The organism is Clostridium sp. LXY-7 (assembly GCF_056172015.1).
The window spans coordinates 687,357-704,816 of the sequence record NZ_JBLLJL010000002.1 but is presented as its reverse complement, the minus strand read 5'-3'; the positions used below and the strand labels follow the sequence as shown (position 1 = coordinate 704,816).

Sequence of the window (17,460 nt, the reverse complement as noted above, 5' to 3'; positions counted from 1 at the left end):
AATCTATACGAAAAATATCTGTACCAATTTATATATCAAAAATTCAATTCACTTATAAAATGCTCCTGAAAATCATCTTTAGTTGACAGTTCGATAACCTTAAGTTTTTCTTTTATCTCTATCATTTTATTCAAAATTCCGTCATTAATAGCTGCCAATGCAGCACCTTCCACAGATGAATTTCCTACAAATGAAATTAGTCCATTAAAACCTTTCGGAATAAGACTTATAATTTTTATACTTTCAGCATCAATATGATAACCAAAGGCTCCAGCTATAACTACTTCGTCTATGTCTTCAATTTTAATATTAAGCTCCTTTAGAATCATAATTATTCCAGCAGAAATAGCACCTTTAGCTAACTGTATCTGCCTGATATCCTTTTGGGAAACATATATTTCTTCTGTAATATAAAACTTTTTATCAATAAGTCTTTCTTTAAACTTTTCATGCATTTTGGGATTAAATCTTCCGCTTTTCTCTACAATTCCAAAGCTTACTAAAGCTGCTGCAACATCCATTAACCCACTTCCACATATTCCTTTAGCCTTTTCTCCGCCAATAGTGGAATAAGTGATATTGTATTTCTCATCAATATGAAACTTGTCTATAGCTCCATTAATTGCTCTTAAGCCACAAGAAATATTCATTCCTTCTAAAGCCGGACCAGCTGCAGTAGAAGCTGCAACAAGTACACCATTACAATTTGCAACTATCTCACCATTAGTGCCGATATCTATAAATATAGAGTTGTTCTTTTTGTTAATAAAATCTGTAGCAACTATACCTGAAATAATATCTGCTCCCACATATGCTGACGCTGAAGGCAGTAATATTACCATACCTTTTTCATTTATTTCTAAGCCTAAGTCTTTTCCTAAATGCTCCCGTTTATCTAAAAATACGGCCTTATATGGCGACTTTGCTATGGATTCAGGATTTTCTTCAGCAAGTAAATGAAGCATAGTAGTATTGGCAGCAACAGTTACTATGTATATTTCTTCTCTATTGATGAGACCTTTAAGTAATTGTTCGATAATATGGTTCAGCTTTTTACGTATAGAGTTAGCTAATATATGAGCACCATCCTCATTTTCCATACAGAAGGTTATTCTTGAAATAACATCTCCTCCGTACTCTGTTTGAGGATTCAATGCTGAAGCTATATTTAAAACCTCTCCACTTCTTAAATCCATTAAATATGCAGATAATCCAGTAGTTCCTATGTCAAAAGCAACTCCACATAATCTCTCTCTATCTTTATTCTTATTCCTTATCTCGCTATTAGCCTCTGCATTAATAGAATAACCTCTATTAATGGTTTTTAAGGTTTTAAAACTTTCAAAAAATTCTATATCTACATCGCCTTGTACCTCTGCAGTACAAGCAAGCCTTACATTTTCCTCATTAATAAAAGCAGCCTCCTCCTTCGAAATAGGTGAAAGCTTCCCAAATGCTTTAACTTTACACTTGCCGCACAAGCCAACGCAATTACAAGGAGTTTCTAGTGACAGTCCACATTTTCTAATTGCCTCAATAAGCTTTGTCCCAGCTTCCACCTGTACTTTCTTACCTATTTGGGGAAAATTAATAACTACCTTCATAATATTATTTCCCTTCACTTAAGTTCTTGGCAATTTCAACTGCTACCTTAGCCGCCTTAGTAGCATCGCTAGTATAAGCATCTGCTCCAATTTTGTCAGCAAACTTTTGTGATATTGGTCCTCCGCCTATCATAACCTTTACCTTATCTCTTAAGTTCTCTTCTTCTAATATTTTTATTACATCCTCCATTACATTCATTGTTGTAGACATCAAAGTTGATAAAACTATTATGCTTGCCCTTACTTCTTTTGCTTTCTTAACAAAGTCCATTGGAGGAACATCCCTGCCTAAGTCATACATTTGGAATCCTGCTGTTTCCATCATTATCTTAACTAAGTTTTTACCTATATCGTGTGTATCACCTTCAACAACTCCAATAACAGCCTTAAACTTAGTTTCACTATTCGTTTTAAGATATGGTTTTAATATGTCAATTCCCTTATACATTGCCTCCGAACACATTAAAAGCTCAGGTATATAATACTCTCCCTCATCATAAAGCTTCCCAGCCTTCTCCATACCTTTTGCAAGTCCTTCATTTATAGCAGTTAATACATCTACACCCTTTTCTATGCATTCCTTAGCTAATTCTTCTGTTCTCTCTTCTTCCATTTCTACTACTGCTTCTGCTAAAGCATTAATCAGTACATATTTATTGTTGTCCATCATTAATAGCCTCCCATTAATTAACTTCAATAATCCAAATCTTATTTTTTTTCATTCTTTTATTAAGTCTTTTTATGCAGTTGTGACCTACAATCTTTATACTGCTGTTTTCTGTTACAGCTTTTTTTAAAGCTTCACTATACGTCATCTCTCCATCTATTTCAACAAGTGTTGACTTTGTAAAGCCTGAATTATGCAATGAAGCTGAGGTTACTCCACAAACATGGATAATCTCATCATTTAAATCCTTAGATACCCTTTTTAATACATTATAGTTATATCTTCCACTTAACTCGCTGTACATTTTCGGCCCTAATATATCTAAAGCTCCACTAGCATCCCCATAGGATATAATCTTAGCCCCTCGTTTTATTCCTTCCTTTATATAACTAACAACTATATCTTCTATAACACTTAAAAACTGTTCTATCCTATATTTTTCCTTCCTTGCAGCTTTAAAAATCAATTTTGGATCTATCAGTGTTTGAGCTATAGAGTAAGGTCCCTGTACACTTAAAGTAACCTGTTCTCCTTCTCCAGATAAAATCTCAACAGCCTCTAAAACCTCTTTGATTCTATTTCTTCCATAATCGATACCTCTAATATTATCCAATTCATTAATAGAATTAAATGCATATTGGGATACCCTTGGTCCAATTTTATGATCTCCTAAATTTATTTTTCCACCTAAAGACTCTGACTCAACAGTCATACAAAAAGGCAGCTTACAATATTGGTCCATTTTATACCTCTTTATTAACTTTGAAAACTCAGCCATATCTTTTGCATTTAGATGTACTTCTGGAAACAAAAACTTATATTTTTCAGCTACTTCTAAAGGTATTTCCTCAATGTCACTATTAGTACATTTAAAGTTAAATAGTTCTTCCATTGCAGCCTCCTTAGCAATCTCATAATTGCAAATTTAATAGCATCATTTAAATCATGTGATAATAACTCACAAATCTTATTTCTTATTTATGCTTCTTTATTTATCTAATAATGCTAAATCTATTGGATATTTTCCATAAGTTCTACCAGCTTCCATAAACATTTCAATCTTTTCTATTGGCGTATTCATTGGAATTTGGCAGCCTGTACTTAACATGTAACCTTTTTTAGAATCATGTCCCTTTCTAATACATTCTTTAACTGACTTAAAGATATCTTCTTTACTTCCTGAATGTACAACATCTACTGGCGGAACATTTCCAGTAATAACCACTCTATTACCAAGTATTTCTTTAGCTTCTTCTAGATCTTCTTCATTATCAATACTGAAATTAGAAATACCTGTATTTACAACATCTTCCCAAATGCCCTTACTTTTGCCGCAAATATGTATACTCGGAGCACTTCCTGTTTTTTCTTTTATTTTGTTAATATTTTTTTGAAGGGCAGGTAGTGAAAATTCCCTAAACTGTTTTGGACTTATAACACTATTGGATGAAACTGGATCTGCAATTCCAATAGAAACGCCTAATTTAGCCACTTCTTCTATATACCTATTGTTAGATTCTGCTACTATTTCCATTAGAGTATGAATTTTTTCAGGATATTTAATCATCCATTTTAATAGATTTTCTGTTCCTACTACTGAAGCAGCAACACTAAAAGGTCCTGACATAGCAGCACCAACATCTACCTCATCCATAAGTGCATTTCTAGTAAGTCTTATTGCTTCAATTAAAGTTGGTAAGTTGCCATCCTTTAATGGATCTACAACTTTAAGGGACTCTATTTCATCTACAGATTTAATAGCTGGCTCTATTAAATATGAAATACCATAATCAGGATAACCTACTTTAGATCCCATAGCTTCAGCAACTCCTCTAAGACTAGTAGATATACTTGCCCCATCATGACGAAGCCTTTTAAATAAAGCTACTTCTAAATTAGCCATAAGCTCTGCTGAATGATAATATTCCTTAGCTGTCACCCCAATAAAAGGTACCATAGTAACTCCCATATCAGGAATACAGATTAATCTATCAATTTCCTCTCCTCTAGAAAAAGCCTGTACTCTTTCTTTTGGTGTCATTTCTTCTTTAATCAATTGTAATCCGCTCCTTCTTTACTTTTGCGTACTGCTTCGCAGCTCGCATAACATAAAAAAATTATAGCATTGTAATAATCCAATTTCCATAACTATATAAAACTACAATTGATAATATGAATCTTATAAATTTTTACAATAAAATAATGGGATTTTAAAATATTTTATAAGCTGATAATTGTGCATAGAACTATGAATATTTAATGTATAAATTATATATTACCAATTGCAGATATAAAATCATGATTCCTACAAAAATTAACCTGATAACTCTAACGCATATATACTTTAATTTAACTTATAATAATCTTATAATTAAACTATATAAGAACTGATTATAAGTTGAGGTGTTATATATGAGTAAGATGTATGAAAAAAAATCAAAGGAAATGTTGAAAGAGGAGCTTTCATCTATGGAGTATTATGTTACTCAAGAAAGTGGAACAGAACCTCCTTTTAAAAATCCATATTGGGATTTTCGTGAGGCTGGAATTTATGTTGATATAACTACTGGAGAGCCATTGTTTACTTCTATAGATAAGTTTAAATGTGATTGTGGATGGCCAGCTTTTTCAAAGCCTATTAATAGACAGGTTATAGTGGAAAAGGTTGATAAAACTCATGGAATGATTAGAACAGAGATCCGAAGTAAAAATGGTGATGCTCACTTAGGCCATGTATTTTGTGATGGCCCTTTAGAATTAGGTGGCCTTAGGTATTGCATTAACTCTGCTGCTCTTAAATTTATATCAATAGCTGAATTTGAAGAGAAAGGCTATGGAGAATATTTAACTTTGTTTAATTAAGTGTTTCATCTAGATTAGCGAATAAAGAAATAGGCTATAGAGTTGAGCATTTATAGCACACAACTCTATAGCCTTATTAATTTTCAGAATATGTTTTAATTAATTTATGAATTTATTAGCTTATTTTTCAATAGTTTAAATTCATTCTCTGTAATGGCTCTTAAGTCTAATAGATTTTTTAATTTAAGTAGCTCATCTGCAACATCAAAGTTATATGGAGCATTGTTATTGTTACTACTATTACTTTCAAAGGATGTTTCATGTGTTTTATCTTTTTCAACCACATAAGAATTCTTCTTTAAAAACTCTTCTTTGCTTAGCATTATATCTCTAGGAGTTATAATATTTATTTCCTTTGGAGAAAGCTTTTCATCATATACTCTTACACTTTGAACTCTTATTAATTTATCTAAGTAGTTTTTTATCATCAAGCTATTTTTTAAACTTAAATTCTTATTTTCAAATAGTTCATTTATTGCTTTGTTTAATAAGTGCTCCTCATCTTTATTGATAAGGAAACCCTTGTTCTTTAATAAATGTAGTGCTATTTGGAATAATTCTTCCTCAGTATAGTCTTCGAAATCAAGCCATTGAGGGAATCTATAATTAAGAGAAGGATTAGCTAACACTAATTCCTTTATACTATCTTTTTCTCCAGATAAAACTATGATTATTTTATTCTTATTTTTATCTATGAATCTTATTAATGCGGCAACTATCTCTCTATGATTTTTTTCCATAAGAATTAAGTGAGCTTTATCAATGAATAAGACTTTGCCTAAAAATTTATTAAATATATCCTCTAGTTTTATTCCATTATTAATCATTGAAATAATTTCAGTATTATCTACTTCTACTATACTTTTAGCTTTGACGATTCCCATACAGTAATACATTTCAGATAATATATCCAATACAATCTTTTTACCAGTTCCGATTTCTCCAGTAAAAATTATATTCATGTACTTATTTATATCAGTACGTATTCCAAGCTTCTCTCTCTTTTCTTTAGCTTTTATTAACTTGTATTGATTCCTTAAAAATTCCTTTGATTTTTCACTACTTATTAAAGATTTTAAGCTATTTTCTAAATCAAAGTTATTATCATATTCAGAAACATTTATTTTTTCTATATCCTTAGTAGTTATTAAATTCATTTCATAAACACTAATATCTTCTTCAGCTATTCGTATACTCTGGTTTCTAATTAGTGTTTCTACATAATTTCTTACCATCCTACCGTTACCGGATTGCGAATCTGAGCTTTCATAAATATCTATAAAGCTCTTTTTTATGGCTATATGGGCATTTCTAGATAATTTAAAGCCCTTTGACTCTATTAATTTTAGGGCCATTTCGCAAAGCTCATTAGGATTGTAGTCTTCAAAATTAGTCCAAAGAGGGAACCTAGATCTCAAACCAATATTAACATCAAAGAAGTCTTCCATTTCCTTATCATATCCGGCAAGGATAACTATTACTTCCTTTGAATAATCTTCAATCAGCTTAAGAAGAGTCTCTATAGCTTCTATACCTATAGAATCATTTGCAAGGGTATAAGCTTCATCTATAAATAAAATTCCACCTATAGCTTCTTTAAACTTCTCCTCTGTTTTCTTTGAAGTTTCGCCAGGGACTTCTGAAACAAAACTAGACCTATCCGTTTCAACTAATTGTCCAATCTTTAAAAGTCCCATACTATTTAGCATTTCAGCTACTAATCTTGCTATGCTTGTTTTACCAGTACCTGGATTCCCTGCGAAAACCATATTTAAGTTCTGATCTATTTTAGTATTAACTCCTGCTGATTTTCTTTTTTCTTGAGCAGCAATTAATTTATATTGACTTCTTAAAAGTTTTTTAACTTCTTCAAGGCCTATTATCTCACTTAGCTTTTCTTCTAAATCAAATTTAGAATTGACTTTGAAATTGAAGTTATCTCTCTCTAATAAATCAATTTGCTTATCACCATCAGTTAAATACTTTTTAGAAGCATCCATTATGGCGTTTTCAACTATATTTCTTACAAATCTAGCATTACCTAAATCATTTTTACCAGCAATTTGATTTCTTGTGAATAAGTCAATTAAACCCTCTTTTACATTGCTAGCTATTCTGTATCCTTTAGATTTAGCAATATTAATAGCAATTTCATACATCTCCACTGGATTATAATCTTCAAAGTGTATAAAGTTAGGAAATCTAGATTTGAGTCCTGGATTGAAACTTAGGAATCTTTTCATGTCATTTTCATAACCTGCTAATATAACCACTAAATTATCCCTATTATCTTCTATTCCTTTTAACAATGCATCTACTATTTCCTTACCAACTTTATCATCTTCACTTTCGCACAATGAGTAGGCTTCATCTATAAATAATAATCCTCCTAGTGCAGACTCTATAATATCATTAGTTCTCTTAGCAGTATCATTTGTATTTTCGGAAACAAAATCAGCCTTACTAACCTCTCTAAATATTCCCTTAGATAAAACACCTAGAGCATTCAAATATTCAAAGGTAACTCTAGCTGCATTAGTTTTACCTGTACCTGCATTACCAGCGAAAATCATATTAAGAGATACATTTGATGTCTGTAAACCAAGTCTTTGTCTTATTTTTTGAACCTTGAAATTATTTTGTACATTTGTCATAAAGTCCTTTAATTCCGTCATACCAATTATAGAATCTAACTTATACTTTGCTTCTTCAAGAGTTGGAGTTGAATAGTTACTTAAATTAAATATTCCATTATCTGTTTTACAATAAATTTCATCATTTTCTACATATAATAAAATTTTATCTTCAGCTTCAATGCTTTCTTCTCTTAGTAAATTTTTTACTGGTTTATAGATTTTATATGAAACATACTCTGCAATTCCAAAGCTGCTATCATGTTTATAACTTTCTTGTAAAAATTTACATAATCCAAAGTCTTCATGTATCTCATTATTTTCTTTTATATCTATCAATACATTTATGTTTAAATTAGCCTCTATATTTTTAATAGTGTCTAAGAGCTCTTTCCTTACAACTATATTTCTTTCACGCTTATTTAATCTTCTTGTATGTAAGGTAATATCAACCTTATCTAAAAAAGGTTCATCAAAAAACTCTGATATATCAAAAGCCTTTTTATTAGAAGTAAATATAAAAAATTTATTATGACAAATAAACTGGCTTATTTTATTAGTGTCATTATTATTAGCTTCTACTAAGAATTTATTTTTAATTATATACTTCTCATCTAAAGCTATACAAGTATTTGGATATATATTAGATAGTACTTTTAATATACTTTCACTTGCTTTATCAACATTCTTAAATAATAGGCATTGTGAAGGGGTATTAAGTTTTTCATATAAGTCTGTCAAAAATGCATTATAACCTAGATTAAAATTATAGGAGGCTAAATTTATTTCATCAACCTGACTATTATCTATTAAATCAACCTTCTTTAGATTTTCAAAAAGTAATCTGATACTAGTTTTTTTAGCTGTATCCTTTTCCCCTACTAAAAATAATATTCCTTTTTTATCTTGTGAAATTTTTTCTTGGAAATAATTACATAGTTTATTCAAGAAATCTGCTTGTCCTATTAACTCCTTATTTAACCTTTTTTCTATATATGAAAATTTATCTATTATATCATTAAATTTATTATCCATAGTAAATCACCTCTTTAAATTTTCTCCTTAGTTATCTAATTTTTAGATAATTATTATTTAATTATACTTTATATATTATATTTTGTATATTCTAGATTAGATTTATATTTCATTTAATAGCTTTTGTTATTTGTATAAAATTATTCTTATTTAGTCATCTGAAGAAAAATAACTAGTCAGTCTACTTGTATATTTCCCTAGTTATTTTTTTGAAGATGCCTTATCTTAAAGAAAGTAAAAGAGAAGCACCAGTTATATTTCTTGTGCTTCTCCACAACCTAAAGTTATCTAATTCTGATTTTTAAATATGTTTTGCTTCCTTACCTTCTTTATCAGCTTTTCGCTCTTCTACAAAGTTTTGAAGAACACGAGTTAAAGTCCACTCCTTAGAAGTTTCAGTGACAACACCCTTCAGAGTAGGAGGTATTCGCATCTTTTTCATATTATCTATAAAGGTACTTACTTTAATAGGAGGAATGTCATTAAAAATAATAGCTCTATCTTTAATTTCAATGACACAATCTTCAAGTAAATTTCCTTCTAAGACATCTTTTATTAAGCTATCTCCATTTCTCCATGTAACTACAATTTGATCCTTTAACCCCATCATGGTGCCATAGGTTTTTATTAGCTTTAACTCTTTATCTTTAAAATTGCATAAAATCATGCATGGTCTTTCCATACTATGTCCTCCTTTACTTTGTCTATAGTATACCTTTATATTCATCTTCTTTAAAACCCACAAGAACCTTATCATCCTTAATTAAAATAGGTCTTTTTACTAACATTCCATTAGTAGATAAAAGTTCTGCAGCTTTCTCTTTACTTATATCTTTAACCACATCCTTAAGGTTCATCTCTTTATAAAGTTTACCAGAAGTATTAAAGAATTTTTTTGTCTCTAATCCACTCATATCCATCCATTTTAAAAGCTCTTCTTTTGTAGGATTTGCATCAACAATGTGCCTATCTTGAAATTCAACACCATTATCTTTTAAAAACTTATTTGCCCTTTTACATGTTGTACATTTTGGATATTCTATAAAAATAGTGCCCATAAAACACACTCCTTATTAATTAATAATCATTATTATCTATAATAGCACATAATTAACTATTATCCAAGACTATTTATGGAACATATAAGAAAAATTCAATAGTTTAGTTCATCTTAATATCTCTATATTTTCCATAATTATTATTTTCAATTAGATGTATTTACACTAATACATCCATTTTTATCTTATTTAAACGATGTTCTTGTAATTTTTCATACCTGTTACTTCTAGTAAAGGTTCCCCATTCTTTGCCAAGAGCCATGGACAACATGGTATCACCACCAGTTTTAGCCACTGAAGCATCCCCAGTATCTACATCAGAAATAAATGTAGCTTGAGTTACTGATTGGTGTAAGTCTCTCACTTCAGCTTTTGACTTACAAGCTCTAAGTTTTCTTTCGAACTCATCACGTTTTTCTTTTATTTTTAAAGCTTTTTTATATAGTTCTGGACTCTTAACTCTCAAATACTCAATATCCATAGGTGATAGCTTTTCACCTTGATTAAGTCTACCGATTATACCAGAAAATCTATAATCTGGCTGCTTTTTTTCATTGTCCTTTGGTTTTACTCTATCTACTAAAAGTTGAACTGGATTTTGATTTGTTTTTCTTAAGAGTTCAAGTTCTTCTGATGATAGCTTCTTATTCGAGTTCATCTTACTAAGTATTATGGACATTTTACAATCTGATTCAAATTTTTCATTAGATTTATCAACAATATTTTGAATCAGCTCTTCATTAGTTATTATATTACTATTGTATCCATCTGCTAAGTATCTTAAATCATCCTCTGATAATGTCTCTCCTTGATTAAGTTTTTCAATTATTTTGGTTGTTTTATCTAAGGATGAGGTTGCTTGTGTACTTTTTTCATTTATATTAGCTTTCTGATGATTATCTTTAGTTCGGTGTATATTTTGATCTCTTGTATAAGTAGTTGTATTTTTTATATTTGATATCATAAAATCCACCTCTCAATATACTATAGTTATTTATCGGCTTACTTATAAAGAATCTTTAATTTGGAATAAATTTATAAAATGTTAATTTAATGTTTATTGACCTTGCGGTCTGTTTTATGGTATTCTATAAAAACAAACTACACGGTCAATTTTCTAGTTTTCTTACATTAATAAGAATAGGAGGGGTTTATATGCCTTATTTTAGACCATATTTAGATCCAACAATGATTATACTTTTACCCGCATTGATAATCTCATTTTGGGCACAGTATAAAATTCAAAGTAGTTATGCAACTTATTCAAGGGTGTATAGTAGAAATGGATATACTGGTGCACAAGTAGCAAGAATGATTTTAGATAGTTATGGACTTTTTGATATACCAGTAGTGATTACTTCAGGTAAACTTAGTGACCATTATGACCCAATTAAAAGAGTGGTGAAACTATCTAATGATGTATATAATGGCACATCATTAGCGTCTATAGGGGTAGCTGCCCATGAAATTGGTCATGCAATACAACATAAGGAAGGATATGCTCCTCTAAAAATAAGAGGGTCTCTTGTACCCATAGTAAATATAGGGACTAAAGCGTCTTGGATATTATTTTTTATAGGAATTATTATGTCTAATGCCTTATTTATAAATTTAGGAATAATTTTCTTTTCAACAGCTGTACTTTTTCAATTAGTAACACTACCAGTGGAGTTTAATGCTTCTAATAGAGCAATAGCTATACTCGGTGCAAGAAATATATTATATGAAGATGAACTAAAAGGTGCTAAGAAGGTTTTAGGTGCTGCAGCTCTTACCTATATAGCGGCGGCGATAACAGCTATTGCTCAGCTTTTAAGATTAATAGCAATAAAAAACAGAAACGATGGATAGAGTTATATAATCAAATAGAAGTAATGAAGGTATAAAAATCAATGGTTAGTGTAAAGGGTTCTAAGGTATCACTTTACACTAACTTAAATTTCATAAAAAGCTCTTTTACCACTTTTCTGTCATCAAAGTATATTTCTTCTGTTCCTATAATTTGATAAGTTTCATGGCCCTTTCCTGCTATGACTAATAAATCCTCATCACCTAGCAGTTTTATTGCCTTTTCAATAGCATCTCTCCTATCAACAAACTTTTCATAAGGAGTTTTTGTAGCTTTTATTCCTTCTTCAATATGAGAAAGAATTATATTTGGATCCTCAGTTCTAGGATTATCAGAGGTGATTATACAATAATCTGAAAGAGCGCTAGCTATTTTACCCATGATTTTCCTTTTTCCAATGTCTCTATTTCCCCCACAGCCAAAAACAAGAATTATTTTTCCATTAGTTATTTCTTTTGCCACAGTTAGTAATTTTTCTAAGGAGTCTGGAGTATGTGCAAAATCTACTAGTACATTTTTATTTAAGTGGTTTTGAACCATCTCTAATCTACCTGGAACTGGCTTAACATCAACTATTAATTTTATTATATTATCAATATCTATGCCTAATCCATATAATGTTGCTATGGTTGCTAAGATGTTATAAATTGTGAATTTACCAGGAATATTAATTGTTATTTCTCTACATATTTCTTTAAAGTTTACTTTAAAAGTTACTGAAGTGGAAGTCAGTCTTAATTCTGTAGCTTTAATATCCGCATCTTTTTCTATACCATAGGTTAATATTTTACATGTAGCTGTATTTATTATCTCATCAGCAATTTCATCATCTTTATTTACAATTCCTAATTTACATTTATGAAATAGCTTCATTTTTTCATTTTTATATACTTCCATGGTTCCATGCTCTTCAAGATGATCTTGTGATAAATTTGTAAATACACCGATATTAAAATCACAATAATCTACCCTATTTTTAGATAATGCAGAAGATGTGACCTCCATTATTATATCTTCTCCACCATTAGCTATAATCTCTCTGAATGCAGCTTGGAGTTCTAAGGATTCTGGAGTTGTTGGTGTTGTTTTATCTATAGCTATTTCTTTATTTTCAAATTTATAGCCTAAAGTACCTATTGTACCTACGCGTTTTCCATATGATTCTAGCACATCTTTAATATAATTTATCACTGAAGTCTTACCATTAGTTCCTGTTACACCAATTAATTCTACTTCTTTAGATGGTTCTTTATAAAATAGATTAGCTATACTTGCTAGAGCTTTTTTAGAGTTTTCAACTTTTACTAATGTAATGTTGATATCTTCATAATTAATTTCATCTTGAAAAACTATGGCTATTGCTCCATTTCTAATAGCCTCATGTAGAAAATCATGCCCATTCATTTTAGTTCCCCTTACACATACAAATAAAGAGTTAGCCTTAACTTTTCTAGAATCATAGCTAACACTACTAATATCTATATCTAAGTTACCTTTCAATAGACTATAGTCGGTATTTTTAAGTAAATTATGCAACTTCATCAATATTACATCCTCAAATTTATATATTATAATTTCATTATATACAAATTTTTAGCAATAAATATTGTATTTGTTGCTTGATATATTGTAAAAAATGCTCTATGATTTAATTTATATGCTTTGTTTTTAACAGTTGTTGATTTTAGAACTACATATCATTGCGAAGATCACTCTGTGTAAGTTCACCCATCCGGGTACAGGCAACTAAAGTTTGATGATAACATCAAACTAAGTTTACACTTAAACCATTTGCAGGAAGATTATATTTTAAGAAAGGTTTCTATTTAAAATGCATGATAAAGAATCTAGTAATAAAAAAGGCTATTTAAATAAAGATTTTCAACTGTTTCATTTAAAAGATAAGACAAATCAAGAGTTTGAGTTTCACTACCATGATTTTAATAAAATTATTATATTTTTATCAGGGCAAGTTACTTATATTATTGAGGGTAAGGCTTATTTTCTAAAGCCATGGGATATTTTACTTGTAAATAGTAAAGATGTTCACAAGCCTATTATTGACTCTACACAAACCTATGAAAGAATAATTATTTGGGTTAATTCAGATTTCTTAGAAGCTCATAATTATGATAATTGTAATCTTCTAAACTGTTTTACTTTAGCAAATGAAAGAAGTTTTAATCTTATTAGGCTTGAAGATGAGTTGCAGAATGAATTAAAGTCTATACTAGTTTCATTGAGATCATCTTTAAATTCATTAGAATTTGGGAGCAAACTTTTGAGTAACTCTTTATTTATTCAGCTAATTGTGTATCTAAATAGAATTTATCTTGGGAATATGTATGTCAATGATGAAAATGCACTTAAATATGATAAACAGATAGAAGATATTTTAAGATATATAAATAACAATTTGTCTGAACCTCTTTCAATCGAATTTTTATCAGAAAGATTTTATATTAGTAAATATTATCTTATGCATAAATTTAAAAAAGAAACAGGATATACCCTCCATAATTATATACTTCAAAAAAGACTTTTAATGGTGAAAGATCTTATAAAAGCAGGAGAACCAATTGTTAAAGCTTCAATTCAATGTGGGTTTAATGATTATTCTAGCTTTCTAAGAGCTTTTAAGAAGTTTTTCAATAAATATCCAAGAGATTTTCTGAACTAATAACATAAGCTGTATGTTTTAAGATAAGGCTTTGTTTTAAATGATTGTTGATTTTAGAACTATATATTATTGCGAAGCAAACCATTTGCAGGAAGATTAGATTTACTTAGGCCATATGAAAGTGAAAAGCGTTAAGAAATACAACCTGTTCGAGAGAATCGAGTTGTTGTATTTTAGCTTTTTACTTGAATAGGACCTTAGTAAATCAATCTTTCGAAACGGTTTGTGAGTAATAATATATAGTTCATTGTCAACACTATATTAAAATAAATCGTAAGATAAAAAAAGAACTAGGACATATTATTAAAATATAATAGTATGTCCTAGTAATTGAGTGTAACACTTAGTAACACTTTACATTCCACTTACAATAGATATGTAATAAATTATCCTTAAGCTCTCCATATATCTCTCCACCCATCTTTTCCATAAGACTTTTTGAAATAGATAATCCTAATCCTGTATTTTCATTGCTTGGATTTCTAGATTTATCACTTATGTAAAATTTATTAAACATTAAATCTACATCCTTATCAGTGAGATTAGTGGCTGAGTTAATTATTGCTATTACTGCTTTATTATCTTCTACACTAAGTTTTATAGTTACCTTTTCTTTACCATGCTTTAATATATTAACTATAAGATTTTCTAATATCCTCTTTATAGCAGATTTATCACCAATTATTATAATATCTTCCTTAGATAAATCTATGGTTGGAATTATAGCTTTATCCATGAAACTATCATAAAATGCTGCAAGTTCATCACATAGAATATTATTTAAATGTATATATTCAAATTTCAATTCATAATCTGGAGATTCAACAACAGATAAAATAAAAAAATCATTTAATAGTTTCTGAAGGTCTCGAGCTTTATCTTCTGCTATATGAAGGTATTCAAATTTTTTCTCTTCGGACAAAGAATTATTTTTTAGCATTTGAAGAAATCCTAAAACTGATGTAAGGGGGGTTCTTAAATCATGAGCTATATTAGCAATGGTTTTCTTAAGTTCATTGTCGGATTGCTTCTGTTTTACTTGTAACTTATTTAGTAGATCTATGTGCACATTGATGCTCTTTCCCAAGGCCTCAATTTCATCATTAAACAAATTCACATGAACTTTTTTACGTGTTTTTAAACTATTATAATCATTTAATTGGTTTGTAATATTTCTGAGCTCTTTTTTTATAAGAACTAAATGGGTAAGTAAAACTAGGGTAGTAATAAAAAATATTACCGCCAAATAACCCATTCTACTCACCCCTCTCATTATTTAATATCTTGATTAGTAACTGTTATACATCCAAGTATGGTGGTTGAGAAAATTATTATTATAGAATTTATTAAAAAAGAAGTTAAAGGCGTATTAAAGGAAGGAGAACTACATAGGTCCATTAGCATAAGTATAGGAACTTTATTTATAATCTTACTGCTACCAATACATATTAAGGTCATCGATAAAACTGATAAATTTAAAATACCTAGCCCTATAACAATACCTTTATTTTTACTAATTGTAGCAAGAAAAACATAAATGCTTGTCATAGCAAATAGTATTATAAGCCATACTGGAATAATTTTAACTATAAGAAGCAATTCTTTCTCTAATATTTTAATTCCTGGATGAAATATTATACTCCACAAAATAAATGGAATTACTAAAGTAAGTATAGCCATAAATAAGATTGCTATAAATATGGAGATTAAATTGGATATATAAATTCTACATCTATCATGTCCATAGGATATTGAGTTCTTCAATATTCCACAATCATACTTTGCTATAACTACATTTCCTACTAGAAATAACGTAAGTAAATATATTATAAATGTAAAGCCAAGGGAAGAAGTAAATAAATCAAGGTACCAATTAGTTAATGATGGACTTTTAATGTGAAAACCATAATCTTTATTATCTATAGCTATGCTAATCAGAGATAAATTTCCACCTAAAATCGAAAATCCAATTATTGAGATAATCATAAATACTAACAATATAATTATAGATTTTCTAAAAGTCTTACTTTTTTTTAATCTAAATAGATCAGATCTTATTAAATTAATCATCATTTTTACCTCCCATTGAGTTCATAAAATAATTTTCCAGCTCATTACCCTTAACTGATATTTGTTCAATTATAATATTTTCCTTAACAAGAGCTTGAGAAACTATGCCTGGGTCGTCTATATATTCATAAATATTTATATAGTTAGTAGGTGAAACCTTATAATTTCTAGTTTTAAGTATATTCTCCATAACCCAAACTCCTCTATCTGTATCATTAACCTTTATTTCTAAAAATTTATTACATTTTTCATCAAGTTCTACTTGGGTTATTTCTTCAACTAATCTCCCATCATTAATAATTCCGTAACAGTTGGCTAGTTGGTGTACTTCACTTAACACATGGCTGGATATTAGTATTGTTACATTATTTTCTCTATTTAGCATTTCTAAAAGATTTCTTACTTCTAATGCGCCTATAGGGTCTAAGCCATTAGTGGGCTCATCTAATATGAGAAAATCTGGATCTCCAAGCAGAGCCATAGCTAATCCTAATCGTTGCTTCATGCCTAGAGAAAAGTCTTTAACCTTCTTTTCTCCCATATCACCTAATCCCAGCAAGTCCAACTTTTCTTTAATACATTCACGACCTGGAATTCCTTTTTGAATCCTTAAGAATTCCATATTATCGTAGGCAGTCATATCTGGATAAAATGCTGGAGTTTCAATTAGTGTACCCATTCTTTTCCTAGCATTAAATATTTCGTGAGATGTATCAATTCCATAGAGTTCAACATTGCCTCCTGTAATATTAGTCAATCCCGTGATTAGTCTCATTAAGGTGGTTTTTCCAGCACCATTTTTACCTATAAGACCATAAATATCCCCTTCTCTAATATGCATGGACACCTTATCAACGGCACAATGGGTCTTATATATTTTGCTTAACCTATTAGTTCTTAAAACATAATTGCACATTTGTTACTCTCCTTTCCATATGGTTTAATATAAGTATAAAAGCTAACTTCTAATTAACCATAAAGAAATTCCTAAGAAAGTCTTAA

The 17,460-nt window shown here is 29.5% G+C and carries 15 protein-coding genes; 3 read left to right on the top strand and 12 right to left on the bottom strand.

Going from position 1 to position 17,460, the window contains the following annotated elements; genetic code table 11:
- Positions 1–35: 35 nt before the first annotated feature.
- The 4 genes from ACI48Q_RS10485 to ACI48Q_RS10470 form a co-directional block, all read right to left on the bottom strand.
- Complete coding sequence (locus ACI48Q_RS10485) at positions 36–1,604, bottom strand: ASKHA domain-containing protein (RefSeq protein ID WP_474919030.1); 1,569 nt, start codon at positions 1,602–1,604, stop codon at positions 36–38.
- Between the two features lie 4 nt (positions 1,605–1,608).
- Entirely contained in the window at positions 1,609–2,271 is a 663-nt protein-coding gene (locus ACI48Q_RS10480; protein WP_474919029.1) for a corrinoid protein, read from the bottom strand.
- A 16-nt stretch (positions 2,272–2,287) separates the two neighbouring features.
- Positions 2,288–3,163 carry a uroporphyrinogen decarboxylase family protein gene (locus ACI48Q_RS10475; RefSeq protein WP_474919028.1) on the bottom strand — a complete coding sequence of 292 codons (876 nt, stop codon included), beginning with the start codon at positions 3,161–3,163 and terminating at the stop codon, positions 2,288–2,290.
- A gap of 96 nt (positions 3,164–3,259) precedes the next feature.
- Positions 3,260–4,327 (bottom strand): uroporphyrinogen decarboxylase family protein, encoded by a 1,068-nt coding sequence (locus tag ACI48Q_RS10470; protein WP_474919027.1) that lies wholly within the window; start codon positions 4,325–4,327, stop codon positions 3,260–3,262.
- A 356-nt stretch (positions 4,328–4,683) separates the two neighbouring features.
- On the opposite strand from ACI48Q_RS10470, the gene msrB reads away from it, so the two are divergent.
- A complete protein-coding gene (msrB, locus tag ACI48Q_RS10465; RefSeq protein WP_474919026.1) occupies positions 4,684–5,133 on the top strand; it encodes a peptide-methionine (R)-S-oxide reductase MsrB in 450 nt (149 codons plus the stop codon).
- A 104-nt stretch (positions 5,134–5,237) separates the two neighbouring features.
- Here the strand turns inward: msrB and ACI48Q_RS10460 are convergent, their stop codons facing one another.
- The 4 genes from ACI48Q_RS10460 to ACI48Q_RS10445 all read right to left on the bottom strand — a co-directional run bounded on the left by ACI48Q_RS10460 (position 5,238) and on the right by ACI48Q_RS10445 (position 10,823).
- On the bottom strand, positions 5,238–8,801 hold the full coding sequence (locus ACI48Q_RS10460; RefSeq protein ID WP_474919025.1) for an AAA family ATPase: 3,564 nt from the start codon (positions 8,799–8,801) through the stop codon (positions 5,238–5,240).
- A 301-nt stretch (positions 8,802–9,102) separates the two neighbouring features.
- Positions 9,103–9,483 carry a DUF3783 domain-containing protein gene (locus ACI48Q_RS10455; RefSeq protein WP_474919024.1) on the bottom strand — a complete coding sequence of 127 codons (381 nt, stop codon included), beginning with the start codon at positions 9,481–9,483 and terminating at the stop codon, positions 9,103–9,105.
- Positions 9,484–9,505: 22 nt separating this feature from the next.
- Positions 9,506–9,859 carry an arsenate reductase family protein gene (locus ACI48Q_RS10450; protein ID WP_474919023.1) on the bottom strand — a complete coding sequence of 118 codons (354 nt, stop codon included), beginning with the start codon at positions 9,857–9,859 and terminating at the stop codon, positions 9,506–9,508.
- 160 nt (positions 9,860–10,019) lie between these two features.
- On the bottom strand, positions 10,020–10,823 hold the full coding sequence (locus ACI48Q_RS10445; RefSeq protein WP_474919022.1) for a hypothetical protein: 804 nt from the start codon (positions 10,821–10,823) through the stop codon (positions 10,020–10,022).
- A 191-nt stretch (positions 10,824–11,014) separates the two neighbouring features.
- Here ACI48Q_RS10445 and ACI48Q_RS10440 point away from each other — a divergent pair, with 191 nt between their 5' ends.
- On the top strand, positions 11,015–11,710 hold the full coding sequence (locus ACI48Q_RS10440; protein WP_474919021.1) for a zinc metallopeptidase: 696 nt from the start codon (positions 11,015–11,017) through the stop codon (positions 11,708–11,710).
- 73 nt (positions 11,711–11,783) lie between these two features.
- Here ACI48Q_RS10440 and ACI48Q_RS10435 read toward each other — a convergent pair whose 3' ends face one another.
- Positions 11,784–13,250 (bottom strand): UDP-N-acetylmuramoyl-L-alanyl-D-glutamate--2,6-diaminopimelate ligase, encoded by a 1,467-nt coding sequence (locus ACI48Q_RS10435; RefSeq protein ID WP_474919020.1) that lies wholly within the window; start codon positions 13,248–13,250, stop codon positions 11,784–11,786.
- A gap of 289 nt (positions 13,251–13,539) precedes the next feature.
- Between ACI48Q_RS10435 and ACI48Q_RS10430 the strand changes: the two genes are divergently transcribed.
- A complete protein-coding gene (locus ACI48Q_RS10430; protein ID WP_474919019.1) occupies positions 13,540–14,388 on the top strand; it encodes an AraC family transcriptional regulator in 849 nt (282 codons plus the stop codon).
- Positions 14,389–14,731: 343 nt separating this feature from the next.
- On the opposite strand, the gene ACI48Q_RS10425 is transcribed toward ACI48Q_RS10430, so the two are convergent.
- From ACI48Q_RS10425 to ACI48Q_RS10415, 3 genes are read right to left on the bottom strand one after another with little or no spacing between them, the layout of a single operon-like run.
- Positions 14,732–15,643 carry a sensor histidine kinase gene (locus ACI48Q_RS10425; RefSeq protein ID WP_474919018.1) on the bottom strand — a complete coding sequence of 304 codons (912 nt, stop codon included), beginning with the start codon at positions 15,641–15,643 and terminating at the stop codon, positions 14,732–14,734.
- Between the two features lie 17 nt (positions 15,644–15,660).
- Positions 15,661–16,458 (bottom strand): hypothetical protein, encoded by a 798-nt coding sequence (locus ACI48Q_RS10420; protein WP_474919017.1) that lies wholly within the window; start codon positions 16,456–16,458, stop codon positions 15,661–15,663.
- A complete protein-coding gene (locus tag ACI48Q_RS10415) occupies positions 16,451–17,374 on the bottom strand; it encodes an ATP-binding cassette domain-containing protein (RefSeq protein WP_474919016.1) in 924 nt (307 codons plus the stop codon). The genes ACI48Q_RS10420 and ACI48Q_RS10415 overlap by 8 nt, the downstream gene beginning before the upstream one ends.
- Positions 17,375–17,460: the final 86 nt, after the last annotated feature.